Below are 25785 nucleotides of genomic sequence, written 5' to 3'. Positions count from 1 at the left end.
CCGCCCATCCTCAGGGCATTCGGGTGCCAAAAAATCTACTCCAATAAGAATACCCGCCCGTGAGAAAATCACGGACGGGTATGTCATATCACGCTGAGGGCTAAAGCCTTAGAACGCCGAAGAAGTAGCGTTCAGAACGCCAGTGCCCAGACCAACGAAAATCAGGATACCGAGCGCAATGCGGTACCAAATGAAAATGCCGTAGGACTTCGAAGACACGTACTTCAGGAACCAGCCAATCATCAGGTAACCCACCACGAACGCGACCAGAGTCGCAAGGATAGTCGACGGGATACCGTAGTAGCCGGTAGCCTCAGCACCAGTGAACACCTTGAACGTCTTGTACAGACCAGACATGAACACTGCCGGCAGAGCCAGAAGGAACGAGTAACGAGCCGCAGCCTCACGGGTATAACCCATGAACAGACCCGCGGTAATTGTACCGCCCGAACGTGAAACACCCGGGATCAGTGCCAGCGCCTGCGCGCAACCGTACAGAATACCGTGACGGAAAGTCAGGTCCTTTAGCTCACGCTGCTCACGACCAAAACGGTCCGCAAGACCCAGGAACACCGCGAAGACAATCAGCATGGTCGCCACAACCCACAGGCTGCGGAACTGGGTGTCAATGTAGTCTTCCAGGAGCAGACCCAGAACGCCGATGGGTAGGGAGCCGAGAATAATCAGCCAACCCATGCGGGCATCCGGGTCGTTACGCGGTACGCGGCCGGTCAAGGATCCGAACCAGGACTTCAGGATGCGAACAATATCGCGCCAGAAGAAAATCAGAACCGCAGTCTCAGTACCCAGCTGGGTGATTGCGGTAAACGCGGCACCCGGGTCAGCCCTCTCCGGCAGGATCTGGCCAACAATGTTCAGATGCGCCGATGACGAAATCGGCAGAAATTCGGTAAGGCCCTGAACGAAGCCCAAAATAATTGCTTGAATCCATTCCACGCATTCAAGGATACAGGAGGCGCGCCCGCCCGGAGCGGTTCACGGAAGGTGATGTGGGACTTCCGCAAACCGCCCCGTCCACACTGTGAAACGCTCAGGGTGCCGGTTCAAGCAGTACACCGCGGTGCATCCACGGCTCAAGGAAGCCGCGTAAACCGCCGATACACATATTGCCTGCGCACACTAAACGACTAAGGGGCGGATGCATACTCGGAGTATGCACCCGCCCCTTACATCATGCACGGTTAACGGTCACGCGTAAACCCCGTACAAAGCATAAACGGTCATCGCCTACGCCTGGCGCTCATCACGCAGCGCACGGTTCACAGCCGAAATCATCGCCTTCAACGCCGCACGAGTCGTTGAGTTATCCACGCCAATACCCCACAGCACGCGAGAACCAACAGCAGCCTCAACATAGCAAGCAGCGTTAGCAGTCGACGAAGCCGACATGGTGTGCTCCGAATAATCCATCACGCGAATATCCATGCCCTCACCTGAAAGGATGTTCTGCAGAGCATCCACCGGACCTGTACCCGAAGCAGTACGAGTGTACGTGTGACCATCAATGTTCAGGCCAACACGCAGAGTAGTCGCACCAGTATCAGCCGAATCAATATTAATCGACTCAATACGGTACTTACCCCAACGGTTCTGCGGATCCGGAGCCGGCAGGTACTCATCGGTGAAGATGTTCCACAGCTTCTGGCTGGTCATCTCGCCACCCTCAGCATCAGTGCGAGCCTGAACAATCTTCGAGAACTCAACCTGCGCACGACGCGGCAAATCCAGACCGTGATCCTGCTTCAGCAGGTACGCCATACCGCCCTTACCGGACTGCGAGTTCACACGAATAATCGCCTCATAGGTACGACCCAGATCGCGAGGATCAATCGGCAGGTACGGAACCTCCCAATAAACCTCATCCACGGTCTTACCCGCCTCAGCAGCAGTACGCTCCAGAGCCTCAAAGCCCTTCTTAATAGCGTCCTGATGCGAACCAGAGAACGCAGTGAACACCAGGTCGCCACCATACGGCGAACGCTCGTGCACCTTCAACTGGTTGCAGTACTCAACAGTCTTACGGATACCGTCAATATCAGAGAAATCAATCTGCGGATCCACACCCTGGGTGTACATGTTCAGACCCAAAGTCACCAGGTCAACGTTACCGGTGCGCTCGCCATTACCGAAGAGGCAACCCTCAATACGGTCAGCGCCCGCCAGGTAACCCAGCTCAGCAGCAGCCACGCCGGTACCGCGGTCATTATGCGGGTGCAATGACAGCACAATGTGCTCACGGTGGTTCAGGTTGCGGTGCATCCACTCGACCGAGTCGGCGTACACGTTCGGGGTAGCCATCTCAACGGTAGCGGGCAGGTTTACAATCAGCTCGCTACCGTTCTGACCAATCTCCAGCTCTTCAGCCACAGCGTTCACCACGCGAGCCGCGTACTCAAGCTCGGTACCGGTGAAGGACTCGGGCGAGTACTCGTAGATGACCTTAGTATCGGAGACCATCTGCTCTTCGTACTTGCGGCACAGGCGCGCACCCTGCAGGGCGATATCCAGCACGCCCTCCTGATCCTGGTTGAACACCACGCGACGCTGCAGCACGGAGGTTGAGTTGTAGAAGTGCACAATCGCCTGCGGTGCGCCCTCAATTGCCTCAAAAGTGCGGGCAATCAGGTGCTCACGAGCCTGCACCAGAACCTGAATGGTTACATCTGCGGGGATGTGGCCGTCCTCAATGAGAGTGCGCACAAAATCAAAGTCAGTCTGCGACGCCGAGGGGAAACCAACCTCAATTTCCTTGTAACCCATCTTCACCAGCAGCTTGAACATCGCAAGCTTACGGTCGGTGTCCATGGGGTCAATCAGTGCCTGGTTGCCGTCACGCAGATCCACTGCGCACCAGCGCGGAGCCTTCTCAATGACCTTATCCGGCCAGGTGCGGTCCGGCAGGTCAACAACAATCTGCTCGTGGAAAGGGCGGTACTTATGTACCGGCATGGGGCTGGGCTTCTGGTGGTTTTTCATGATGAATTTCCTGTTGGTTGGTCCGTCTCGCTCTACCCCACTTGTGGGGCTCGTACCGTGCCGGGTATCGGTTCCCGGCAGCAGTGGTCAAGGCGGTGCATCAGAAAGGATGCGGAGGTGAGATGCCGCGTGAAAAAGCCGGAACGGTTGCGGCAGATTTCTAGCGTGCCCCGTTCCGGCGAATAAGCAGCAGGTTCACTGCCTGGCGGGTAACCCCGCGCGTGCTCTCACCGTCAATAATCATGCTTCCACGCTATCACAGGGATCGGAGGCGGTGGCAGGGCACCCGGGAAGCCGTCCATCATCTGGAAAGAATCAACGACAAAGGGGCGTAGCCACCATTTCTGGCCCTACGCCCCTTCACTCAATATTCACGCATCTGCGCTATGTTCTACCAGCTACAACCTAGTAGGCGAAAGCAGTCTGGCACTTGTGCTGATCAGCAGTTTGACCGGTCGCGTTACCCGCAATCGCAGCCTCTTGCTTCTCTATCGCCTCACCGGACGGGAAGTCAGCGCCAATCGTCACCGACACGCCCAGAACCTCTTCGGTTGCCACCACACGGGTCACGTTCAGCTTCGCGGCGATTTCCTTCGCCTCCGCTTCGTAACCGGTCGAGTAGAAGACCGTGGTGAAGTTCGTCGGGCTAGCAGAGGTACCCGGAGTAACGTTCGTGTAGCCCAGGCCCTTAACCACCGAAGCGATTGTAGCCGAGCGGCCCTCCAGACCGGTCGCGTTGTATACGCTCACCGGAACCGTATGATCGAGCTGAACCGGAGCGGCAGAAATAGCTGGAGCCTCCGGAGCCTGCTCTTCCTTCAGTGACTTATCATCACGCAGACGCTGGAACACATTCGCAGCATCCGCAGAAACCTGCAGGCGGTTCGCATCCTGGCTCCACGGCTCAGTCGGCACAGTCGCAAACACAACGTTTGACAGGTCCACGCCACCAAGAGACGCACCAACACCCACCAGAGTGCTGATATTGCTCAGGTTATTATCCACCGTCACATTCTGAGTAATCGCCTCAGCAATGTTAATCAGACGACCTGGATTCGACAGAGTACCCTCGCGCTTCACCTTACGCAGCAGTGAAGACAAGAAACCCTGCTGAGCCTGAATACGACCAATATCGGAACCATCCGAGAAGCCGTGGCGGCTACGCAAGAACGCAAGAGCCTGCTCACCCTCAACCGAAGAAGTACCGGCAGGAAGCTTCAGGCCACTGTACTCATCATCAATCGGAGCGTCCACGCACACCTGAACGCCGCCAACAACCTTCGACAGCTCCTTCACAGCGTTAAAGTCGACCAACATAAAGTGGTCAATATTCACACCGGTCAGCTTGCTAATGGTCGCCACAGTACAACCGGGACCACCGCGAGACAGAGACTCGTTAATCTGAACGCTCTTCTCAGCCGGATACACAGTGCCGCTCTCAGGATCAGTACACTGCGGCACGTCAACCATCAGGTCACGCGGGAACGACAGCACGCTCACGTTCTTACGGTCCTTGCTGATTTGTAGCAGCATCATCACGTCCGCACGAGCCTCAGAATTGCGGTCATCCTCATCACCGTACGCACCGTTATTACCCTTACGGGTATCGGAGCCAATCACGAGAATGTCCAAGGCACCGTTCTCCAGGCCGTTCTTGTAATTGCTGATGTTCAGCTCTTGAGTATGCAGATTATTACGCATACGTAGAGCCACCACGCCACCAAAGCCAACAACAATGACGAGCATGCAAGTAGTAAGCAGAGCAATCCACTTATTGCGGTTTGATGTCAGCACCGTCGTGCGCATATGACGACCGGTGCTTCGTAAACGAGGTGCCTGGGGCATACCTTTTCTCTTTCTGCCGGTGAGCAAGTGCTTTCTCAGAGTAACACTCTTCCCTATGAGCGCCGAATAAAAACGAAAAGTTTCACCCGGAGGTATGCACATATTTATGCAAGCCACCGGGTGAAAACTAAGGATGAGCGACCGCCCCCGAAGGCCACCTCTCGGGGTGACCGCGCAGAGCAAATTCTCTGGGCGATGCGCTCAGGAAAGCTACTAGAATCCCAGGCGGTTCAACGCACGCGCGTCAGACTGCCATTCCTTCGCAACCTTCACATGAATATTCAAATAAATGCGGGTACCGAGCATTGCCTCAATCTGCTCACGAGCCTTCGTACCAATCTTGCGCAGATTCGAGCCGCCCTTACCGATAATGATGTACTTCTGCGACTCACGCTCCACAAACAGGTTTACGTGCACATCCAGCAGCGGGTTATCCTCCGGGCGGCCCTCACGGAACTCCATCTCCTCAACCGTTACAGCAATTGAGTGGGGCAGCTCCTCACGCGCACCCTCCAGGGCGGCCTCACGTACCAGCTCCGCGATGAGGGTTGCCTCCGGCTCATCGGTCAGCTCACCCTCCGGGTACAGCGGCGGCGACAGCGGAGTGTACTGCGCCAGCAGGTCAGCAACCGCATCCACCTGGAAATGCTTTACAGCAGACACCGGGATAATCGCAGCCCAGCCACCCTTACCGTCAACCGGCATCGGCTCAGCAACCTCACCGGCACGGCGCTTAGCCGCAGGACCCGAACCCTTCGCGAAAGGCACAGCATCATTCTTGCCGCCCTTACCCTTGGGGCCCTTAGCCTTCTGCTTCGCACGATGCGCGGCACGCTTAGCACGAGCCGCACGCTCAGCGCTCATGACTTCCTCGCCGAGCGCCTCAACAGCCAGCAACTGCTCACGCAGCTCCTCAGAGCTCACAGTGTCAGCCTTTGTCACAATGGCAACCACCGGCTTATTGCTCGACGCCACCAGCTGCGAGGCAATATAACGGTCACCCGGACCAATCTTCTCATTCGCCGGAATGCAGAAGCCCAGTACATCCACCTGTGAAAGGGTGCTTGCTACCAGGTCGTTCAGACGCTCACCCAGCAGAGTGCGGGGGCGGTGAATACCCGGGGTGTCCACCAGAATCAGCTGGTACTCGTCCTTGTGTACAATACCGCGGATCGTGTGGCGGGTCGTCTGCGGACGGTTCGAGGTGATAGCCACCTTCTGACCAACCATAGCGTTCGTCAGAGTAGATTTACCCGCATTTGGGCGACCCACCAGCGACGCAAAACCCGAACGGAAATTCTCCGGGTAGGTTGGCAGCGGGGTGCTTAAGTCCAGCATGCTCAAATCGAGCGGGGTGTACTCCTGGTCCATTGTGTTTCTCCTTATCAAACCTCGTGCGGGGTGTATGGGGTGCCAATCTCATCTGCCTGTGCCTTCAGGGGTGGGGCAGCCGACTCAAAGTGCGGTAGAAAATGCGGCGTCTATATTCGATATCTAGCGCTTACCGTGCTTGTCGGTGGCAGGTTCAGCCTCTGCAGTATCTCCCGGAAGATCCGGATGCGCGTGAGGCTCAGCCACAGCGGGCGGATCGGTATCCACGGTGAGGATGTCAGCAACCTCAGACTTCAGGGAATAAGACTCTGGTGAATTAGAGGTCAGGGAACCTTCAGCGTTCTGACGCTCATCACGAGGCGGCTCATACCACGCCTGCAGCATATCCACCTGGTGGCGGCGACCCGACGAACCAATCGCACGAATATGAATGCCATCAATCTCAACTTCAGAACCGATAATCGGCACCATGCCCAGATGCTTAGCGAGCAGACCGCCCACCGTATCAACATCTTCATCGTCGAGCTCACGACCAAAAATCTCACCCAGCTCATCAATACCCAGACGAGCAGAGAGACGGAACGTGCCGTCATCATTCAGCGTGTAATCGGGGCTCTCATGGTCATACTCATCAGAAATGTCACCGACCAGCTCCTCAATCAGATCCTCAAGGGTAATCAGACCGGCGGTGCCGCCGTACTCGTCAACAATGATCGCCACGTGCGTGGACTCGCGCTGCATCTCACGCAGCAGGTCCATGGCACGCTTCGACTCGGGCTCAAAACGAGCCGGGCGCATCAGCTCAACCACGGTCGGCAAAGCGGTACCCTCCGGAGACTCTGAATACAGGATGAAGGCGCGCATCGCGTCCTTCAGGTAGAGTACGCCCAGAATCTCATCGCTCGAATCACCAATCACCGGCATACGCGAATAACCCGAACGCAGGAACAGGCTCAGCGTCTCACGCAGAGGGGTGTCACGGCTGGCGGTGAGCATATCGGTACGCGGAACCATGAGCGAACGGATGCGGGTATCGTCCATTTCAAAGACGGACTGCACCATCTGTGCTTCGTTATCCTCAATGGTTTCAGCCTCGGAGGCACGGTCCAGAAACTCGCGTAGCTCCTCCTCATCGAACACGCCCACCGGGGCTTCCGCCGAACGTTCCGGTGCCAGGCGCGCACTGAGCTTATCGAGCAGACCGGTCGCCGGGCTCAGCAGAACCGACAGGTAGTGCACCGGGCGCGCCAGCATACGAATTGACGCGACCGGGCGGTTACGACCTAGAGCACGTGCCAGCACGTGCAGAATCGGGTAGCCCACCAGCGCAACGATCACGAGGGTTAGCACGGCGGCGAGTGCGTGCACCTCGACCAAGTATAGTAGGCAGGTCATGGTGGCAAGCACCGCGGCGGCAGCGGCAATGAGGCGGGTCAGGCGTAGCGGGTGTGTGTACGCCTCGGAGCCACCGTCGAGGGTGCGCTGTAGGACGCGGGCACCGAGGGTATCCGGGTGTGCCTCTACTGCTTCTGCAACTTCGTTATGCGGCAGGTAGGTGAACGCGGTTTCGGCAATTGCGGCGACCACGGTCAGACAGAGCGCGAGAACGGCAAGGAGGGCTGTGAGTAGAATATCCACGCCGCTCCCCTAGTGTCGGGTTTCGACCGGGGCGGGGCGCCCCAGGAACTCTTCGAGGATGGAGCGCTGAATGCCGAACATTTCAGCTTCCTCTTCGGCGGTGCCGTGGTCGTAGCCGAGGCAGTGCAGAATGCCGTGGGTGGTGAGTAGGCATAGCTCGTCGAGGGTGCTGTGGCCAGCATCTGTGCCCTGACGTGCGGCGACGGGTGGGCAGAGGATGATGTCGCCGAGCATTCCGCTGGAGGGATTCTCGGGGGTTCCCGGTTCCATCTCATCCATGGGGAAGCTCATCACGTCGGTTGCACCGGGCAGGTCCATCCATTCGATGTGCACGCGTTCCATTTCGTCTTCGTTCACGATGGCGATGGACAGGTAGGTGTCATCGGCAAGGTGCATACGCTTGAAGGCGTGCTCGACGAGGCGGGTGAGCACCTCAGTATCTACCGCTTCGAAAGATTCACGAATGAAGGCGTTGGTTGCCGGGTCGGCACCGGTTGCGGGGTCTTCACAGTCGAATTCGATCTCTGCCACCGTTTAGCGTCCTTCCGGGTGGGCGTTGTCAGTGTTATTCTCTGCGTTCTTTTCGGAGCCGCCGTTGATGCCGGCGCGGTCCAGCAGCTTCTCGGCCGCGGCCTCGATGGTGGCGCGCTTGACCTTACGGTTGCGCTTGCGTTCCATGGCCTTCTGATCTTCGCCCCACTGATCGTAGGCGGACACAATGTTCGACACCAGGGTGTGGCGGACCACGTCAGAGGATTCCAGGATGCTGAAGTGAATATCCTCCACGCCGTCAAGGATGTTTCGTACCTGCTTCAGGCCGGAGGCGGCGCCACCGGGCAGGTCAATCTGGGTGATGTCACCGGTAATGACCATCTTCGAGCCGAAGCCCAGGCGGGTCAGGAACATCTTCATCTGCTCGGCGGTGGTGTTCTGCGCCTCATCGAGGATGATGAATGCGTCGTTGAGGGTTCGACCGCGCATGTACGCCAGCGGCGCGACCTCAATGGTGCCCGCTTCCATGAGCTTGGGGATGGTTTCGGGTTCGAGCATGTCGTGCAGTGCGTCGTAGAGCGGGCGCAGGTACGGGTCAATCTTTTCGTTGAGGGTACCGGGCAGGAATCCCAGACGCTCGCCAGCCTCCACGGCGGGGCGGGTGAGAATAATGCGGTTCACTTCGTGGGTCTGTAGCGCCTGCACAGCCTTCGCCATGGCGAGGTAGGTCTTACCGGTACCCGCCGGGCCGATACCGAAGATGACTGTGTTCGCATCGATAGCGTCCACGTACTTCTTCTGGTTAATGGTCTTGGGACGAATCGTGGTGCCGCGGGTAGAGAGGATGCTGGTAGATAGTGAATGTGCCGGGTTGTTCAGTTCGTCACCGAGCATACCCATGAGGCGGTGAATGACCTGCACGGTAATCTGCGTGTCGTGGCTGGAGAGCACGCGCAGTTCGTTCAGCAGCTTAGCGGCGGTGTTCACGGACTCGGAGGGGCCGGTGATGAGTACGTCCAGGTCCTTGGGGTGCAGGCTAATCTGCTCGAAGTAGTCCTCAATAATTGCCAGGTGCGCGTCCTGCGGGCCGAGAACTGCAATCATTTCTGCAGCGCTTTTGAAAGATACGGTGCGCGCGGTCGATAGAGGTCGGGAGGTAGTCATATGGGCTCCTTGGCTAGTGATGTATTTACAAGTATAGATGTGCGTGATGTGCCACGCCCTGGTGGATTCCTACCGGCTGGGTTTTAGCAGAGGGGTGCTACCGGCTACTTTACCGGAGTCGCCATCGACGGCGCTCTACCAGCGACCCAGCACCACGTTCAGGGTGCACATAGCAGCAGAACCGGCGGTGGAGGAACGCAGCACCTCATCACCGAGCAGTGCCAGCTGCGCGCCGGCGTCGGTGAAGAGCTGCACTTCGCGGTCGCTAATACCGCCTTCAGGTCCGACGAGCAGGTAGATTTCTTCGGGTAACTTCTCTGCCTCGACAAGCTTGCGTGCCAGGGCGCTGAGGCGTTCGGTCGCCTGCTCATGCAGGATGAACACGGCGGCGGACTGCTCAGAGCCGGCTACTTCTTCAATGAGCTTCACCAGGTCGGTAGTGCTGTACAGCTCGTACACTACGGGAATGAGCGCGCGGCGCGACTGCTTCGCGGCGGCGGTGACGGTATTCTGCCACTTGGTGTGTGCCTTGGAGGTGCGCTCCCCCTTCCAACGTACGATGGAGCGGTCCGCACTCCACGGAAGCACACCGTACACGCTCAGTTCGGTCGCAGTTTCGATGGCGAGTAGGTCGCGGCCGTCCTTCGCGAGCGCCTGCACCAGGTAGATGGAGGGCACGCTGTGTTCCTCGCAAAGCTCCTGCACCTGCACGCTCACGCCGTCCGCGTTAATGGAGGCGACCGTACCGAGTGCGCGGCGGCCGGTGCCGTCACCCAGGTCAATGCGTTCGCCGAGCTCAAGGCGCTTGACGAGGGCGTGCTTGCCTTCGGAGCCACCAAGCGCGTAGGTGGCGCCGGGGGTGAGTGCGTCGTATTCTTCCGTGCTGATGTAGAAGATGGGGGCGCTCATGGTTCTCCTTGAGGTGCGGCTTGCCGGTGCCGGTAGCGTGAAATATTGGGCTGTGTAGCAATGCGGATGCGGCGGGTGCAGGCTCAACTGCACCCGCCGCATCCTCAACTACATGGTGTAGGAATCCTACTTGAACTGGTCCTTCAGTCGGGAGAAGAGACCACCGCGGTGCTTGACCTGCGAACCTTCGGTGAGGGATTCACCGCGCAGGGCGGCGAACTGGCGCAGCAGTTCACGCTGTTCTTCGGTTATGTCGGTGGGAGTGACCACCTGGATACGTACCAGCAGGTCACCGCGACGCTCGGTGCCGAGCACGGTCGCGCCCAGGCCGTTGAGGGTAATCACGTCACCGCTCTGAGTGCCTGCGGGGATAGCAACTTCCTGGTCGCCATCAAAGGTCTTCAGCGGGATGGTAGTGCCCAGTGCCGCCGCAACCATGGGGATGTTCACGGTGGTGACCAGGTTGTCGCCCTCGCGGCTAAAGTACTTGTCACGCTTGACGTTCAGGTCAACGTACAGGTCGCCGTTGGGGCCACCGTACAGGCCTGCTTCGCCCTTGCCTCGCAGGCGGATACGCGCCTGATCGTGCACGCCGGCGGGAACGTTGAAGGTCAGCGGTACGTCTTCACGCACGCGTCCCTGACCGTGACATTCGGCGCAGGGAGTCTTGATGACGGTGCCGTAGCCGTGGCAGTCAGGGCATTCGACCTGCTGCATGACGGTACCGAGGATGGACTGCACGCGGCGCTGCATGAAACCGTGACCGGAGCAGGTGGTGCAGGTTTCGGGCTGGGTACCTTCAGCGGTTCCTTCACCGTTACAGGATTTACAGGTCACGGCGGAGCGACGCTCAATGGTCTTCTCAACACCGAACACGGCGTCCTGCAGACTGATGGAGACGGTAATCAGGTCGTCCTGGCCCTGACGCATACGGGATGCAGGGCCGCGGGTACCTGCCGCGCCACCGGTGAACATGTTCAGCAGGTCCTCGAAACCGCCGAAGCCGCTGAATCCGCCGCCCGGGTAGCCGCCTCCGGGGTAGCCTGCGCGGCCCTGTTCATCGCCGGTGGTGTCATAGTTGCGGCGCTTTTCGGGGTCGGAGAGCACCTCGTAGGCGAGGGTGACGCGCTTGAACTCTTCGGCGGCGTCCTCGGAGGGATTCACGTCGGGGTGCAGCTGGCGTGCCTTCTTTCGGTACGCCTTCTTAATCTCTTCAGCGCTGGCGTCGTTCGATACGCCAAGAGTATCGTAGTGGCTCATGCGTTTCCTTCCTCGCGAGACGATGGCGGTGCTCGATGAGTGCACCGCCAACAATGGTCGTATCAATTCTAGGGGATACTACCCCCGACCCGATACAATGGCTAGGCTGAATGGGGGTCGCTCCCGCTATCCGCTTAATCTGCGGTGCACCCAGAACCCCGTTTGAGTTCCCCTGCAGGTTCCGTCTCATAGTTCTATCACGTTGTTCCGGCGCTGTCACCGCCCTACTGGCTCTGCAGCCCCTGTTACCCCTACCGCCCCAAAGGAGAATACGTTGAGTACCCACCACTCCCCCTACGGCTGGGGTGCCCAGGATCTAAATACTGCCCGCATGAGCCGCCAGGCGCCGGCCCCGCGTAAAGTACCGCTGCAGCGCGGCCTACTCATTGAGGATATTAACGGCTGGGTGGGTGAGGTCGTGAAGGCTGAACGCATCGGCGGTGCTCTCTTCTTCGGACTCGAGGACGCGAAGGGCCGTGTGAAGAACTTCCCGCTGGGTCCTGGCTACCTGATCGATGGTGAGCCCGTTGAGATTGTCGCCCCGGTAGCTGCGAAGGAGCCGAAGCGCACGATTTCTCGCTCCGGTTCTATTGCGGTGAAGAATGCCCCGGCTCGGGTGGCGCGTGCCTCCCGCATCTGGGTTGAGGGTCTGCACGACGCCGAGCTTGTGGAGAAGGTCTGGGGCCACGATCTGCGCGTTGAGGGCGTTGTCGTGGAGCCGCTACACGGCGTGGATGATCTTGCCGGTGCTATACGCGAGTTTGGGCCGGGCCCAGGCCGCCGCCTGGGTATTCTGGTCGACCACCTGATTGAGGGCACGAAGGAGCAGCGTATTGTCGCGGAGGCATTGGCTGTGCCGGGTGCCGCCAGGCACGTGAAAATCGTGGGCCACCCGTTCATCGATATTTGGCAGGCAGTCAAGCCCTCAGCGCTGGGTTTGAAGACGTGGCCGCAGGTGCCGCGCGGTGAGGACTTCAAGAAGGGCACGCTGCGTCGTCTGGGTCAGCCGCACGAAACGCAGGCGGATGTGGCGCAAGCGTGGAAGTACATCCTCTCCCGCGTTGACTCCTACGCTGACCTGGATTCGACGCTGCTTGGCCCGGTCGAATCGCTCATCGATTTTCTGACCGAACCGGGTGCCTAACCGCACCGAAAACCCGTTATTGCGCCCTCGTCTGCGGGCGCAGATGTGAATTTGCTCAGAACCTTTCCCTCGAGGGCATTATCCTGTGGGTTTTGCCCGCTAAAGCGGTACAATGGTTGAGCGTGTGGCATTGCCCCTGCGGGGTTTGCCGCAACGTCACTACACTCTGGGTCACCATCGCTCAAACGACTTACCTCTTCGGAGGGTATTTCCACCAGCTTAGGTGATCACCACAAGAAACTTCTATCGAACCAGGATTTTCGTGACTAACGATGTTCGCCCGGCAACCGGGCCTCAGAAAACCCGTAAGATTAGCGTGATTCAGGATCGCAACCGTGCGACTCTCGCGCATTTCGGCGGTATTCTCGGCATCATCCCTTCCGCTGCGGTTTTCTACGTCAGCCGCAATAACGCACCCTTCGCTGAGCAGGAAGCTCGCGAGGCGATGAACTTCACCTTCGTACCCTCCATTGCTCTGATGGTGCTGTGGGTGCTGTCCTTCCTACCCGGCATAGGCAACATTGCCATGGTTTTGGGCACCCTGGTGTGGCTGTTCATGGCGGTTGCTTCTGTCCGCGCCGGTATTGAGGTGAACCGCGGTGAGCCGTACAGCTATCGTGTGAACCCCCGCTTGCTGGACCGCTTCTACCCCACCGAGAACGCAGAATCTACTGAGTCCTAAACCGCGCTAATAGCTTTTACGACGAACGCCCCGCACGTTGTGTGCGGGGCGTTTCGTGTTTAAGTACAACTGTTCTAAAGGCTACTGGCGGAGGCGCTACCCGGTGGGATCTACCTATTGCTTCAGTGTTCGTTGATTCTCTACCTGCAGGTTATACGGCTGTCGGGTGTTCTGTATCCGCTGGTTCTGCGCGTGGAGGGCTTGCAAGGTTCTTCTGCGGGGGTTTTCCTTCTGAACTCCTCTGATGCTCCTCCAAAAGCACCGAAAAAATTTTAAAAGTCTTTCAACCCCCGCAGAAACACCCCGAAACTGCCGAAATATTACGGCGGCCCGGAGTGCTCAACCTGAGAAACCCACCCTAGGAAGGGCAACTGGAGCGGGGCAAGATGCCGGCATGTCAGCGCATCACGAACCCACCCGAAACTCAGGGAGGCGTTGAGGCCCTCTAGGATCCCTCGTGCTCCTCACTAACTTCCGGAAGCAGCTCACGGGTAACCGCATCCCCCAGCAGGCGGCCCTTGAGGGTCAGGCGCACGTGGGCTTCAGGGTCAGGTTCAGCCTGAGAAGTTAAAGCATCAGGCTCAATCAGAGCTTGAGAGACCAGCCAGCGCAGGGAGGCGCCCAGCTGCGCCTCATCGTGCACGGCAATCAGCTCGCGCATCGCCAAGCCCTCACGCACACGAATCATGAGCATAATCGTTTCAAAAGCACGAGTAGCGGTGTCCAGCACCTCACGTGCCGCCGCCGGGGACTCCCCCGCACGCACCTTCTGCGCGTACGGTACCGGGTGCTTCACGTTCCACCAGCGGGTACCGTTCACGTGCGAGTGGGCGCCCGGGCCGATACCCCACCAGTCCTGGTTACGCCAGTAGGCGAGGTTGTGGTCGCTGCGGGTGTCCTCGCTGCGTGAGTAGTTGGAGACCTCGTACCAGTTGTAGCCGGCTTCTGTGAGTAGCTCCTCGGCGAGCAGGTACATGTCCGCCATAAGGTCCTCATCGGGCATGGTGTATTCACCGCGGCGAATCTGCGCGGCAAGCTTCGTGCCGTCCTCCACGATCAGTGAGTAGGCGGAAATATGGTCCGGTTCGTAAGAGATGGCGGCACGAACGCTGCGCTCCCACTGCTGCAGGCTCTCCCCCGGCGAACCATAAATCAGATCCAGGGACACCTGCAGGCCTACCTCCTTAGCCCAGGCAACGACCTTCGGCACGTTCGACGGCGTGTGGGTGCGGTCGAGCACCTGCAGCACCTCGGGTACGACGGACTGCATGCCGAAGGAGACGCGGGTGAAGCCGCCGTCCTTGAGGGTCTGCAGGTCTTCGCGGGTGACGGAGTCGGGGTTCGCTTCGGTGGTGACTTCTGCGCCTTCAACCAGACCGAATACGTCGATGGCTGCCTGCAGGATGCGCACGAGGTCGCGGGCGGGCAGTTTGGTGGGGGTGCCGCCTCCGAAGAAGACGGTGTGCATGGGGCGTTTTGCGATGCCGGAGGTTTCGAGGGTGCGGGCGGCGAAGAGAATTTCTGCGATGGCGTCGTCAGCGTAGGTGCCCAAGCCGATGCCGTCGCCGAAGTCTTCGGTGGCGTAGGTGTTGAAGTCGCAGTAGCCGCAGCGTACGGAGCAGAAGGGGATGTGTACGTAGAGGCTGAAGTCGCGGGTTTCGCATCCTGCCGCACTGGTGGCGGGGATGCGCCCGTCGCGGGGTGCGGGGGCGCCGGTGGGCTGGGCGGGCATTCTGCCTCCTGGGACTAGATGTGGCGGTTGGGGGAATCAAATATGGGCACCGCGCATGTGGCTACGCGGGTGACATCAACAGACGGTATATCAACGACAGCGTGCAGAGAACCCGGCGGTACACGAGGCACCAGCCGGGTTCTCCACTCAAACAGGTCAGCACACAGCCGGAAAAGCTACAGCAGCGGAAGGCTACTTCTTCTTTTCCTTCTCCTCGCCCGAAGACAGTGCCGCAATGAAGGCTTCCTGAGGAACCTCCACACGACCGACCATCTTCATGCGCTTCTTGCCTTCCTTCTGCTTCTCCAGCAGCTTACGCTTACGCGAAATATCGCCACCATAACACTTAGAAAGAACGTCCTTACGCATCGCGCGGATATTCTCGCGGGCAATAATACGCGAACCGATAGCCGCCTGAATCGGCACCTCAAACTGCTGGCGAGGAATCAGCTCACGCAGCTTAGAAGTCATCATCAGGCCGTACGAGTAGGCCTTATCGCGGTGAGTAATGGCGCTGAACGCATCCACCTTCTCACCCTGCAGCAGGATGTCGACCTTCACCAGGTCGGCCTCTTCCTCACCGTCGAACTTCCAGTCCAGCGACGCGTAGCCGCGGGTACGAGACTTCAACTGATCGAAGAAGTCGAACACAATCTCTGCCAGGGGCAGGCGGTAACGCATCTCCACACGATCCTCGGAGAGGTAATCCATGCCGCCGATCTGGCCGCGGCGAGCCTGGCACAGCTCCATAATCGCGCCAATGTACTCGCTCGGGGCAATAATCGTACACGCCACCATGGGCTCTCGGATGGTGGCGACCTTACCCTCAGGGAATTCGCTCGGGTTGGTCACTCGCTTAGCGTTGCCAGCCTCGTCCACCACGTCGTAAATAACGTTCGGTGCGGTCGAAATCAGGTCCAGGTTGAACTCGCGTTCCAGGCGCTCACGCACAATCTCCAGGTGCAGCAGACCCAGGAAGCCACAGCGGAAACCGAAGCCCAGCGCGGCAGAAGTTTCCGGCTCGTAAATCAACGCGGCGTCGTTGAGCTTCAGCTTATCCAGCGCGTCACGCAGCGCCGGGTAATCCGAACCATCAATCGGGAACAGGCCCGAGAACACCATTGGCTTGGGATCCTCATAACCGCCCAGGGACTCCTGCGCAGGCTTCGCGGCGGAGGTGACAGTATCACCCACACGGGACTGACGGACGTCTTTCACACCGGTAATAAGGTAACCCACCTCGCCCACGCCCAGGCCCTTCGACGGGACAGGCTCAGGGGAAATCACGCCGATTTCAAGCAGGTCATGCTCAGCGCCGGTGGACATCATCTTAATCTTCTGACGCGGCTGCAGGCTACCGTCCACAACACGCACATAGGTGACCACGCCGCGGTACGAGTCGTACACCGAGTCAAAAATCATGGCGCGAGCCGGGGTGGATGCGTCACCCTGCGGGGCGGGAATCGCCTCCACAATACGGTCCAGCAGAGCCTCAACACCCTCACCGGTCTTACCCGATACGCGCAGAACCTCCTCCGGCTCGCAACCAATCAGGTTCGCCAGCTCCTCAGCGTACTTATCGGGCTGAGCCGCGGGAAGGTCAATCTTGTTCAGCACCGGGATGATGGTCAGGTCGTTCTCCATCGCCAGGTACAGGTTCGCCAGGGTCTGAGCCTCAATACCCTGGGCGGCATCCACGAGCAGAAGCGCACCCTCACACGCAGCCAGGGAGCGGGACACCTCATAGGTGAAGTCCACGTGGCCGGGGGTGTCAATCATGTTCAGCGCGTAGGAGGTGCCGTCAACATCCCAGGGCATGCGCACAGCCTGAGACTTAATGGTGATACCGCGTTCACGTTCAATGTCCATGCGGTCCAGGTACTGCGCCTTCATATCGCGCGGGGCAACCACGCCGGTGGCCTGCAGCATACGGTCTGCGAGGGTGGACTTACCGTGGTCAATGTGGGCGATAATGCAGAAGTTGCGAATAATCGCGGGGTCGGTCGCCGCCGGAACGGGCGGGTTCTTCGACATGGGTGCCAATCACATCATCCTTTCGAGATGCTGGCTGCGGGTATGGGCATAGTTACCTATCATTTTCCCATACCCGCGCCATATGTGCGAACGGACCTAACGTTCCGAAGAATCCTCCGCGGATTCCGCACCATCATCGGCAGGATTTACGCCCTCGGAGGCAGCGCTGAGGGAATCCAGGTAGCCCTCAATATCCTCGGCAATCACCTCGCCGGAGACAGTGCGCAGAGTCGAATCCATCTTCTTCTCAATCTCACGCACCAGCTCAACCTTCTCGTAGTCCTTCGCCATTTCTTCGGCGAGCTCCGCCTCCCACTCATCAGCGTGGGCACGCAGGCGGTCGTACTCCTCAGACTCGACCTTAATGCCGAGGATGACCTCCAGCGCCTCAATCAGGCTCACGACCGCGCGCGGGTTCTGCTGGTCAAAGCTCAGATACCCCGGGACGCTCATACGCAGCATGACCGAGGAGGACAGGCCGTGCTCGGCGGCGAGCGCAGACATTGCCATCGTCACTGAGGTAGAACCGGTGTAGTCCTCGTGCAGAATACCGGGGATTGCCGCCAGCTTCTCGTCGTGAGTGGTCAGCGTGTACGGGTACGGGCGGGTGTGCGCCACCTGATCCTCGAAGGTTTCAACGAAGATTGCGTGGTCCACGTGGAGTTTCTTTACGTACTTGAAGAAGCGGGTCATGAACCGCTGCAGGCACAGGCTGGGGGCGGGGCCGGTCACCATGAGCAGGCGCAGGCGACGCTCCGGGATGGTGACCATGTTGTAGAAAACCTTGGGCCACACCAGAACCGTGGATTCGGAGTCGTCGCTGTTCTGCAGCTGCGGGGCGACGGAACCGTAGTCGTAGAAGTCGTCCATGTCGAAGCCGGGGCTCTCATCGCACGGGTCGAACGCGCGGTGAATAATGTCGAGGGCATCCTCACTATTGCCCGGGGGTTCCTTTACGGAGTTGAAACCGACCAGCATAACGGTCGTGTAGTTGTCCTCTTCGGAGGATTCGCCCAGGCGCAGATTGCCGAGCAGTCCCTTCTTTGCGGGCTGTTCTGTGGAGGCGGGCTTGGCGAAAGCATCAAAGAGTCGGGCGGGAGGGAAGTTCGGCTGGCTCATCATTGTCCTTAGCTCTTGGTCGGTGGTTGTGTGGTGTGTGGTGTTGTAAAAAATATGTTCTATATTCGGTTATGCCGCCCAAAACCCCGGACGGAAAGGGGAAACTATGTTAGAAAGGCAGAAGCGCCAAATCGTATGGAGTGCCAGCATAAACATCCGGCAACTCACCATTAGCTACCTTCTCACGATACAAGCTGGTTACTTCGCTATATTTGAAGGGGAATTCCTTAGCTTCATACCTACGCTCAATCTCTGCTAAACCCCACTCATATTCGGCGCCGGGGCGCGCAGCCGGAGCATTAAAAAAACGCCCTTTCAACTCAGCTCGCTTCCACCCCTCCGGAGTATTTACATCAAACGTGGGCTTCGTAAAATCGAACGGGGCACGCCAATAATCAGGGTCTTCACGATAATCGTAAGCTTCTTCTGCGTTCGCGCTACTCATTGGGAACCTCCTGATAATGTGCAAAAATGTGTGTCTACATTGGTGTTATGTGCAACGCCGCGTGGGGCGCTAAAGATAGGCGCGGGCGGTGTACGGTACCGCCGATAGTTCCCACTATACGGGCTCTTCCGTAACCCGCAAGCGGTTTCGTCACCGGGCGGGCGCCTCCAAGAATCTGGGTACAAAGAAACCCCGCACACGAGAACCGTGCACAGGGCTTCTAAATTATATAAATCTAACGCTCTAGGAGGTCTAGATGAGCTTCATAGTCGAACTCTTCAGTAGCGTAAGTCCACATACTCTCTACCAAATCATCAGGCATAAATTCATGATCCGCCAGCACCCCAACATCATACGGAAAAGTAATCTTTTGCTTCACAAAATCACCAATAACGCTAGCAAGAGCCAACTCCCACTCACCCACATTGTCAAATTCTTCGACAAAAGGTCGCGTCCGCTCCTCCAGGGCACGGGTTCTCATAACAGCGGATAGAATCTTAGCTTTTTCCCAATCCAACATAGTCTTCAGCTTCTTTATTCTCAATCGGATAAAAGCTCCGCACAGACATTAGCTTCTGAACTGATTACGCTGGTGCCTAACGTAGCCTGCAAAGAGGTTTACCCAAGTAATTTCACATCTTCCTGATACGAACACATGATGCTGGCAGTTTCATAATACATCAGAATATGTGGTTATCCTGATCCAGCTCCGTTTATTGAGGAAGCAGTGGAATTCTCTCTGGGATAAGAGCCTCACCAGCTGCGGTGCGCTCATCATACTCGCGTGCGATAGTACGCATTTGGATATGAGACCCTCGCTTAAAGCGCTCCTCAAGAACCCATTGGCGTTTCATGGCTTCAGCCTTATTAGCTGGTACCGGTGGCGTAATCTTAGTTACGCAGAAGGTGATAGGATCGCTCAGCGTCGGAGGGATTTTTTCAGGTTCCATGCGAGTATTCTAGCCTAGTTTCTTACTGAGTTCTGTTGGCATGGTACACAGCACCGCATCTTTAGGGTTCCTTCTGGGCATAGCAAAAGGCACCCCACACTCGGCAGGATGCCTTTTACAAAAGTTATGAGGAGTTAACCGGTGGTGCCCCCGAGGTCTTCTAGACCGATGCATAAAGCCGCGGCCGCCCAAGCGTTATTGCCACACCAATAGGTGAGACTCAGGGTTTCAGAGGGGTCGTCTAACTCCTTGAGTCCAAGTATACACGAAAAAGAGACCCCCTGCATTCCCCTTAGAGGAGGGGGAACACAGGGGGTCTCAGCCCTAAACCAGAGAGGTACTTAGGTACCCCGCTAGTTTTAGAAAGCCTTGTTTACCAGCGCAGCAAGACCGGACTTCTTGTTTGCAGCGGTCTTCTTGTGCAGAACACCCTTGGAAACAGCCTTGTCCAGCTTACGGTTCACAAAACGCAGAGCCTCAACAGCTGCTTCCTTGTTCTGTGCCTCAACAGCAGCCTTGACCTTGCGGGTCGCGGTCTTCAGCTCGGACTTTACAATGTTGTTGCGCAGGCGAGCCTTCTCGTTGGTGAGGATACGCTTCTTCTGAGACTTAATGTTAGCCACAATTAAACTTTCTTTTTTGTCTTATTGGTCGGTGAGGGCGACGCTGGCCGATCATCGACTGAGCGGCGTGGGGATGCCTATGGCAACCGGCCAGCAGTGCCCGATGACCATCGGACACTCAACCACACATAATACCAGACGAACAGCCTCCACGACAGAGCATCGCGGAGAGAAAAATACTGTGAAGACCGCTACACGCAGCCTTCACATCTAACACCGGTCACCCTCAGGCTCCAAGCATAAAGTATCCCGGCATAAAGCACAGGGTGTTAGCCGTTATGGCGAGTCCACGCATGCTCAATCAGGCGGAACGTATCTTGCGGCATCACCGCACCCTCACGGCGCATCGCATCCGGGCGAACACGAATCACGCGGTTCAGCTTCACCTCAGAGGCGCGGCCCTGCGAATCCCACGGACCTGAACCAATATCAAGGTAGTTCGAATCAGCGTGCTCACGGTTATTGTGATCCTTGCTGGTCATCATCAGCGCCAGCAGGTACTCACCGTCACGACCCACCAGAAGCACCGGGCGGTCCTTACCCTGCGAGTGGTCCTCCTCGAAGGGAACCCACGTCCACACGATTTCACCCGGGTCAGCGTCGCCGTCCAGGGAGGGCGAGTACTCAAAGTTGATCATGTCGCGGTAATCGCCCGGGTAATCCGAACCGTCGGATGCGCCGGTCGAAGCCGGTGTGGAAGGCTTAGGTGCCGAGGACTTTGCCGAGGAAGACTTCAAGGCGCTTGGCTTGGGTGCCGAAGAGCCGGAGGTACGAACCTCATCCTGACGAGATTTGCCCTTGTGGGACTCACTCTTTTGGGAGGATTCGGAGCCGCCCTTAGGCGCAGTAGCGTCGTTGAGGGCATCCTCTGCCGCCTTCTGCAGGAAGGGCAGCAGGGCAAAGAAAATTTTCTTCAGAATTTTGAGCATGGGCTCTATTATGCACTACAGACGCGGAGGTCGAGCAATCGCCAAAACAGCCCGCTCCACCGCATACACCGCATCCTGGGACTCGCCCTTCAGTTGAGCGTCCGCATCAGCCAGAAGCTGCACAATATGCGCCAACTGGGCGCCGGTAAAACGGCGGCCGTCACGCTGAGCCTGCTCAACCTGCCACGGTGCCATACCCACCTCACGCGCCAGCTCATTAGCGCTCAAACGCACGTGGTGTACGCGCGCAATATTGCGGATACGCATGGCGAGCGCACCCAGCATCGGAATCGGCTCCGTGCCGGTGGCAAGGGAGTGGCGGAGCAGACGCAGAGCCTCCGGGGCGTTACCGGAAATCGCGGCATCACTGACGCGGAACGCGGTGACTTCGGTGCGGCCGCCGTAGTAGCGGTTCACCGCCTCTTCGGTGATTTCGCCGGGCACATCTGAGAGTAGCTGCTGGCAGGCGGCGGCGAGCTCCGCAGTGTCGGAGGAGGCGGCAGCCGTCAGTAGCGCCAGAGCGCCGCCAGTAATCGGGCGCTGGGCGGTGGCGAACTCCCCCGCCAAGAACTCGCTCTTCTCACGATCAGTCTTGAGCGCCTTGCAGTTAATGAGCACGAACTGGGAGCGCACCAGGTCGATAAGCTTCTTGCCACGGTTACCGCCCGAGTGGTTCAGAACGAGCATGATGTCCGGCTCGGGGGCGTTCAGGTAGGCGAGCGTATCGGTCAAAAAATCGTTGCTCATGGAGGCGACGTTCTCAACCTCAATGATCTTTGCCGAACCGAATAGGGAAGGCGAAGCGTGCAGAATCAGCTCCCCCGCCGTGTAGGTGGCAGCGTTAATCTGAACGCGATCCACCTCCGGGTGGATACTGCGGAACAGTTCACGCAGGCGTGCCGCGGCACGGGATGCGAAGTACTCCTCCGGGCCGTAGAGCATGACGGCGGGTGCCGGGGTGACGGTACGCCACGCGGTGTCGAGGGCGGGGGTGCCTCGGCGGGCGTAGCCTCGGGAACCACCACGCTGGGTTGAACGCTTACGCTCGGACACGCTTATCACTCGCCTTTATCTGCAGGGTACGGGCTGAACTCGACCCCGCTGCACACGGGGGCGCTGCGCGGGTAGAGTCTCGAGTATCCATCATAGCGTTTTCTTCTCAGTTGCCTCCTAGCGTTGGTTAGGGTTAGCCGGTCAGGGCGAATTGGGCAGGGTTAGTTGATTAGGAACGGGCGGGCTAATGGGTGCGCTGATAGGAGGGCGCGGTGTGCGGTACCACCCGCAAATACTGCCGGTGCGTGACCGCGCGGTAGCGGCGTGCATCCATCCACCAGAGGGCAATGCTCAACGCCAGCACGCAAAGGGCGCTACACACCACCGCGGGAACGCTCGAACCGGGCTCCCACGGGTTACCCGGCGCGTGCGCGGCAGTGTGTGCCGCCCATTCGATGCCCCGCGCCGCAAGGCCACCGGCACGAAGACACAGATCCGACAGGGCGGGCAGACCCAGAAGCATGAATCCGAGCGCCACCAACCCGGCGAGCATACTCAGCGGCGCCAAAGGAGCGGCAATCAGGTTCGCCGGAACCGAGTAGAGCGGCACCTTACCGCTCATTGCCAAAATCAGCGGAGTGCACCACAGGGACGCCACAATCGGCGCGGCGAGCATTTCCGCGCAGAACACCGGCATGAGGCGCATGAGCAGGCGAATCAGCGGGGGGCCCAGCAGAATCAGCGCGGAGGTTGCCGTCACCGACAGGGCGAACCCCATATCCACGGCGAGGTGCGGGGCAGCAAGCAGACATATCAGCACCGTTGTTTGAAGCGCCGCCAAGGACTGGCGACCCGAACCGCGCAGCATCGCGTAAGCACCGAGCAGACCCATGGCGAGGGAACGAATCACGGACCCCTCAGAATCCAGCAGCATGGCGTAGGCGAGTACCGCCGCAACTCCGCACAGCACCATGACGCGGTGCGGAATGGTGAGGGTACTCAGCCGATGTACGAGCGGCGGCAGGGCGTGGGCGTTTGGCGGGGTAGCTTGTTGAAGCTGGGCGGGTCGTTGAGGGTGCGCCGGTTGTTGAGGGTATCCAGGGTGCCGGGGGTACGCGGAGCGGCGAGAATGACCCGTGCCTCTCCCCCGTAACCGCTGTATCCAGGACCGAAGCAGCAGGTATGCGCTGGCGAAGCGGTACGGGTGAATCGCCAACACCAGCCGGTACGCGCCCAGAAACACGATGGCAATATTCGCCCCGGACACCGCCGTAATATGGCTGAGCCCGCTGAGCTTATACTCCTCCCGCGTGGTGGAACTCATCAGAGAATCGTCCCCGTAGGCGGTGCCCAAAACCAGCGCCGCCGATTCCGTGCCAAGGGTATCTAAGGCGCGGATGCGCAGCTGCTCCTTGAGCGTGGACAGGTACGGCTCCTCCACAGTCCGGGCGACAGTGTTCGACCCGGCACCGTAGGCGGGCGCGGGAAAAATAGTCGCGCCGCTCAGCTTCGCCGTGGGGCCGTTAAACTCCACCGTGCCGAGGGCGGTCACCCTCATGCCCGGATAAATCGCCTGCGAGCGCGCGGTACCGCTCCCCCGGTACCTAGCCGCAGAGCTCACCTCCGCGCTCGTCGCCGAACTTGCCTCCAGACGCTGCGCGGTGTTCTTTGTCGAACCATCACGCCGATACACACGCACCCGCTCATTCACCAGCGCACGCACGCTCCGCCCCTGAATGTCCTCCAGCTTAATAACCACCAGAGTAGTGCGTGGATCCACGCGGCGAACCTGCTCCACCGTGCCATTCAGACGAAGCGATGCCCCCTGCGCCTGCTGCAACGTGGCGCGGGATGCATCTACCCCCGTAGCGCACAAAAGCACTGCTTGAACAGTCACAATACACGCCAGAAAAACCAGCTGACCGGTCGTGCGAAAGAGCAAGCTGTAGGGCATCACCGCACGAGGCGGAAAGAAAAGCAGAATCGCCAGGCAACCCAGCAGGGCAATGAGCACACACGCTAGCGGATGCACCACCCGCCACGTGCCTACGGTCAGCGCCAGCGCGGTAAAAGCCCACAGTGCCAGCACCGTAAAACTCAGGCGAAAGTCCAGGTGAATGAGGCTTCCCTGGGCGCGTAGCTCCTGTTCGTCGCGGCGGGTACGCCACCGTTCAGCGCCGATGCTCCAGCGGTAGCGGGCACGGTCATACGTAGTAGCTGCGGACCGGGTGAGGCGCAAGGATTCGGGAAATAGTACCCGCTCCCCTGCCTGCTGGCGGTTCTGGCAACGCTTCTGCTGGCGGTACATTAGACCGTCACCAGCGGGCGCAGATTCTCCAGCATCGACGGACCAATGCCGGGCACCGCGTCCAGCTCATCCACGCTACGGAAACCACCGTGTGCCTCACGCCAGGCAATAATGCGCTGAGCCATCGCCGGACCAATACGCGGCAGGGTCTGCAGCTCCTCAGCGGTGGCGGTGTTAATGTTCACCGGGGTCGAGCCTTTCTGTGCGCTCCCCGAAGCGGTCAGCGTGCGTGCAGGCTGGGGCTGAGTACCACCCTGAGATGCACCATTCGCCGCGTTACCCTGACCTGCATTCGCTGTGCCGCCATTGGGCTGAATCTGCGCTGGAGCAGCCGTCTCACCACGATGCGGCACATAAATCTGCACCCCATCACTCAACGCACCGGCAAGGTTCACGCGATCCAGATCAGCATCCGCGGCGGCACCGGAGGCGGCGGCAATCGCATCCACGGAACGACCCTGAGCGGGCAGTGTGTATACGCCGGGGTTGTTCACGGCACCCGCGACGTGCACCCGCACGGTAGCCTCACCGGAGGCGCCGCCCTGAGCGGATTCACTCGGGTTAGCGCCCGGCTGGGCGGTGGACTGGGCACCGGGTTGAGTTCCGGGGCTCTGCTGGGCACCCACCGCATGCGCCGACTCGGCGGTAGCACTCGGGGAGGCAAGCTGCTCGGCACGCGGCGCCGCTGAAAACTGGGTCACAGCCCACACCACGGCAACCAACGCCAACACTGCCACTAGAAGCAGTACGCGTGGCGACAAGCCCCAACGGGTACTGCGGGTGGTGCCGGGCTGATCAGCCTGCTCCCACTCCGCCCAGTCGTCCACCTCGTTCCAATCGGGCTGCTGATTCCAGTCAGCCCAGCCATTCGACTCTGGGCCGGATGCCGCGGGCTCGGCAGGTGTTTCTTCGGCAGGTACCTCCGCCGGTGTTACCTCAGCGGCAATAGCCAGCGGCACGGTGTCCTCGGCATCCGGCGCACCGTTCTTGCGGGCGCGCGGGCTGCGGTAGAGACTGTTCATCAGGAATCGGGCGCTACGCTGTGTGCCGCCCTGCTGAGTTGTGCCGCCCTGCTGGGCTGCACTATCCTGCACAGTGTTCTGTGCCGCATTCTGGTCGGGGTTGGGGGTCATGCTCGTCATACCCCTACCCTAGGCTCACGCGCACGAACGCACGAGGGCATGCAAAG

Annotated in this window: 22 protein-coding genes; 2 read left to right on the top strand and 20 right to left on the bottom strand. The window is 59.2% G+C overall.

Features of this window, described 5'->3' with window-relative positions:
• Positions 1 to 108 precede the first annotated feature (108 nt).
• From ACUXHH_RS04475 to dnaJ, 9 genes are all read right to left on the bottom strand, one after another.
• Positions 109 to 957, bottom strand: coding sequence for an undecaprenyl-diphosphate phosphatase (locus ACUXHH_RS04475; RefSeq protein WP_279739936.1), 849 nt, complete (start codon positions 955 to 957; stop codon positions 109 to 111).
• Positions 958 to 1248: 291 nt separating this feature from the next.
• Positions 1249 to 2997, bottom strand: coding sequence for a 2-isopropylmalate synthase (gene leuA, locus ACUXHH_RS04470; RefSeq protein WP_279739938.1), 1749 nt, complete (start codon positions 2995 to 2997; stop codon positions 1249 to 1251).
• 405 nt (positions 2998 to 3402) lie between these two features.
• Positions 3403 to 4842 carry an LCP family protein gene (locus tag ACUXHH_RS04465; protein WP_279739940.1) on the bottom strand — a complete coding sequence of 480 codons (1440 nt, stop codon included), beginning with the start codon at positions 4840 to 4842 and terminating at the stop codon, positions 3403 to 3405.
• Positions 4843 to 5055: 213 nt separating this feature from the next.
• The gene (locus ACUXHH_RS04460) at positions 5056 to 6213 is read right to left on the bottom strand and encodes a GTPase Era (protein ID WP_279739941.1); all 1158 of its coding nucleotides are present in this window, start codon (positions 6211 to 6213) and stop codon (positions 5056 to 5058) included.
• Between the two features lie 123 nt (positions 6214 to 6336).
• Entirely contained in the window at positions 6337 to 7812 is a 1476-nt protein-coding gene (locus ACUXHH_RS04455; protein ID WP_371567719.1) for a hemolysin family protein, read from the bottom strand.
• 9 nt (positions 7813 to 7821) lie between these two features.
• Positions 7822 to 8277, bottom strand: a complete 456-nt coding sequence (ybeY, locus tag ACUXHH_RS04450) for an rRNA maturation RNase YbeY (RefSeq protein ID WP_371567837.1) — start codon at positions 8275 to 8277, stop codon at positions 7822 to 7824.
• 69 nt (positions 8278 to 8346) lie between these two features.
• Positions 8347 to 9468: a PhoH family protein gene (locus ACUXHH_RS04445; RefSeq protein WP_458390901.1), complete on the bottom strand. Its 1122-nt coding sequence runs from the start codon at positions 9466 to 9468 to the stop codon at positions 8347 to 8349.
• Positions 9469 to 9603: 135 nt separating this feature from the next.
• Complete coding sequence (locus tag ACUXHH_RS04440) at positions 9604 to 10377, bottom strand: 16S rRNA (uracil(1498)-N(3))-methyltransferase (protein WP_279754936.1); 774 nt, start codon at positions 10375 to 10377, stop codon at positions 9604 to 9606.
• Positions 10378 to 10503: 126 nt separating this feature from the next.
• Positions 10504 to 11637, bottom strand: a complete 1134-nt coding sequence (dnaJ, locus tag ACUXHH_RS04435) for a molecular chaperone DnaJ (protein WP_279754937.1) — start codon at positions 11635 to 11637, stop codon at positions 10504 to 10506.
• Between the two features lie 274 nt (positions 11638 to 11911).
• On the opposite strand from dnaJ, the gene ACUXHH_RS04430 reads away from it, so the two are divergent.
• A complete protein-coding gene (locus tag ACUXHH_RS04430; protein WP_279754938.1) occupies positions 11912 to 12781 on the top strand; it encodes a DUF3097 domain-containing protein in 870 nt (289 codons plus the stop codon).
• A 262-nt stretch (positions 12782 to 13043) separates the two neighbouring features.
• On the top strand, positions 13044 to 13463 hold the full coding sequence (locus ACUXHH_RS04425) for a DUF4870 domain-containing protein (protein WP_279754939.1): 420 nt from the start codon (positions 13044 to 13046) through the stop codon (positions 13461 to 13463).
• 445 nt (positions 13464 to 13908) lie between these two features.
• On the opposite strand, the gene hemW is transcribed toward ACUXHH_RS04425, so the two are convergent.
• From hemW to ACUXHH_RS04370, 11 genes are all read right to left on the bottom strand, one after another.
• Positions 13909 to 15195, bottom strand: coding sequence for a radical SAM family heme chaperone HemW (hemW, locus tag ACUXHH_RS04420; RefSeq protein WP_371567713.1), 1287 nt, complete (start codon positions 15193 to 15195; stop codon positions 13909 to 13911).
• A 192-nt stretch (positions 15196 to 15387) separates the two neighbouring features.
• Positions 15388 to 17229: a translation elongation factor 4 gene (lepA, locus tag ACUXHH_RS04415; protein WP_399536605.1), complete on the bottom strand. Its 1842-nt coding sequence runs from the start codon at positions 17227 to 17229 to the stop codon at positions 15388 to 15390.
• A gap of 96 nt (positions 17230 to 17325) precedes the next feature.
• On the bottom strand, positions 17326 to 18348 hold the full coding sequence (locus ACUXHH_RS04410) for a PAC2 family protein (RefSeq protein ID WP_314077857.1): 1023 nt from the start codon (positions 18346 to 18348) through the stop codon (positions 17326 to 17328).
• 109 nt (positions 18349 to 18457) lie between these two features.
• Positions 18458 to 18793, bottom strand: a complete 336-nt coding sequence (locus tag ACUXHH_RS04405) for a hypothetical protein (RefSeq protein ID WP_458390900.1) — start codon at positions 18791 to 18793, stop codon at positions 18458 to 18460.
• Between the two features lie 235 nt (positions 18794 to 19028).
• Complete coding sequence (locus ACUXHH_RS04400; protein ID WP_371567698.1) at positions 19029 to 19313, bottom strand: hypothetical protein; 285 nt, start codon at positions 19311 to 19313, stop codon at positions 19029 to 19031.
• Positions 19314 to 19506: 193 nt separating this feature from the next.
• The gene (locus tag ACUXHH_RS04395) at positions 19507 to 19743 is read right to left on the bottom strand and encodes a hypothetical protein (RefSeq protein ID WP_371567695.1); all 237 of its coding nucleotides are present in this window, start codon (positions 19741 to 19743) and stop codon (positions 19507 to 19509) included.
• Positions 19744 to 20102: 359 nt separating this feature from the next.
• On the bottom strand, positions 20103 to 20366 hold the full coding sequence (rpsT, locus tag ACUXHH_RS04390; RefSeq protein ID WP_049349792.1) for a 30S ribosomal protein S20: 264 nt from the start codon (positions 20364 to 20366) through the stop codon (positions 20103 to 20105).
• 269 nt (positions 20367 to 20635) lie between these two features.
• Positions 20636 to 21295, bottom strand: coding sequence for a type II toxin-antitoxin system PemK/MazF family toxin (locus ACUXHH_RS04385; protein ID WP_458390899.1), 660 nt, complete (start codon positions 21293 to 21295; stop codon positions 20636 to 20638).
• Between the two features lie 15 nt (positions 21296 to 21310).
• A complete protein-coding gene (gene holA / locus ACUXHH_RS04380) occupies positions 21311 to 22348 on the bottom strand; it encodes a DNA polymerase III subunit delta (protein WP_458390898.1) in 1038 nt (345 codons plus the stop codon).
• Between the two features lie 184 nt (positions 22349 to 22532).
• A complete protein-coding gene (locus ACUXHH_RS04375; protein WP_458390897.1) occupies positions 22533 to 24596 on the bottom strand; it encodes a ComEC/Rec2 family competence protein in 2064 nt (687 codons plus the stop codon).
• Positions 24596 to 25738, bottom strand: coding sequence for a ComEA family DNA-binding protein (locus ACUXHH_RS04370; protein ID WP_279790302.1), 1143 nt, complete (start codon positions 25736 to 25738; stop codon positions 24596 to 24598). The genes ACUXHH_RS04375 and ACUXHH_RS04370 overlap by 1 nt, the downstream gene beginning before the upstream one ends.
• Positions 25739 to 25785: the final 47 nt, after the last annotated feature.

It is taken from the genome of Rothia sp. 110740021-2 (assembly GCF_054263775.1).
Note: the sequence above shows the minus strand (reverse complement) of the source record. Positions and strands in the feature narration are given on the sequence as shown.

Bases quoted from the DNA above. Each gene is read 5' to 3' on its own strand.
- ACUXHH_RS04445 (WP_458390901.1), bottom strand. From the start codon at position 9,468: ATGACTACCTCCCGACCTCTATCGACCGCGCGCACCGTATCTTTCAAA.
- ACUXHH_RS04460 (WP_279739941.1), bottom strand. From the start codon at position 6,213: ATGGACCAGGAGTACACCCCGCTCGATTTGAGCATGCTGGACTTAAGC.
- ACUXHH_RS04405 (WP_458390900.1), bottom strand. From the start codon at position 18,793: ATGAGTAGCGCGAACGCAGAAGAAGCTTACGATTATCGTGAAGACCCT.
- ACUXHH_RS04375 (WP_458390897.1), bottom strand. From the start codon at position 24,596: ATGTACCGCCAGCAGAAGCGTTGCCAGAACCGCCAGCAGGCAGGGGAG.
- leuA (WP_279739938.1), bottom strand. From the start codon at position 2,997: ATGAAAAACCACCAGAAGCCCAGCCCCATGCCGGTACATAAGTACCGC.
- lepA (WP_399536605.1), bottom strand. From the start codon at position 17,229: ATGTCGAAGAACCCGCCCGTTCCGGCGGCGACCGACCCCGCGATTATT.
- ACUXHH_RS04440 (WP_279754936.1), bottom strand. From the start codon at position 10,377: ATGAGCGCCCCCATCTTCTACATCAGCACGGAAGAATACGACGCACTC.
- ACUXHH_RS04410 (WP_314077857.1), bottom strand. From the start codon at position 18,348: ATGAGCCAGCCGAACTTCCCTCCCGCCCGACTCTTTGATGCTTTCGCC.
- dnaJ (WP_279754937.1), bottom strand. From the start codon at position 11,637: ATGAGCCACTACGATACTCTTGGCGTATCGAACGACGCCAGCGCTGAA.
- ACUXHH_RS04400 (WP_371567698.1), bottom strand. From the start codon at position 19,313: ATGTTGGATTGGGAAAAAGCTAAGATTCTATCCGCTGTTATGAGAACC.
- ACUXHH_RS04465 (WP_279739940.1), bottom strand. From the start codon at position 4,842: ATGCCCCAGGCACCTCGTTTACGAAGCACCGGTCGTCATATGCGCACG.
- ACUXHH_RS04385 (WP_458390899.1), bottom strand. From the start codon at position 21,295: ATGCTCAAAATTCTGAAGAAAATTTTCTTTGCCCTGCTGCCCTTCCTG.
- ACUXHH_RS04395 (WP_371567695.1), bottom strand. From the start codon at position 19,743: ATGGAACCTGAAAAAATCCCTCCGACGCTGAGCGATCCTATCACCTTC.
- hemW (WP_371567713.1), bottom strand. From the start codon at position 15,195: ATGCCCGCCCAGCCCACCGGCGCCCCCGCACCCCGCGACGGGCGCATC.
- ACUXHH_RS04370 (WP_279790302.1), bottom strand. From the start codon at position 25,738: ATGACGAGCATGACCCCCAACCCCGACCAGAATGCGGCACAGAACACT.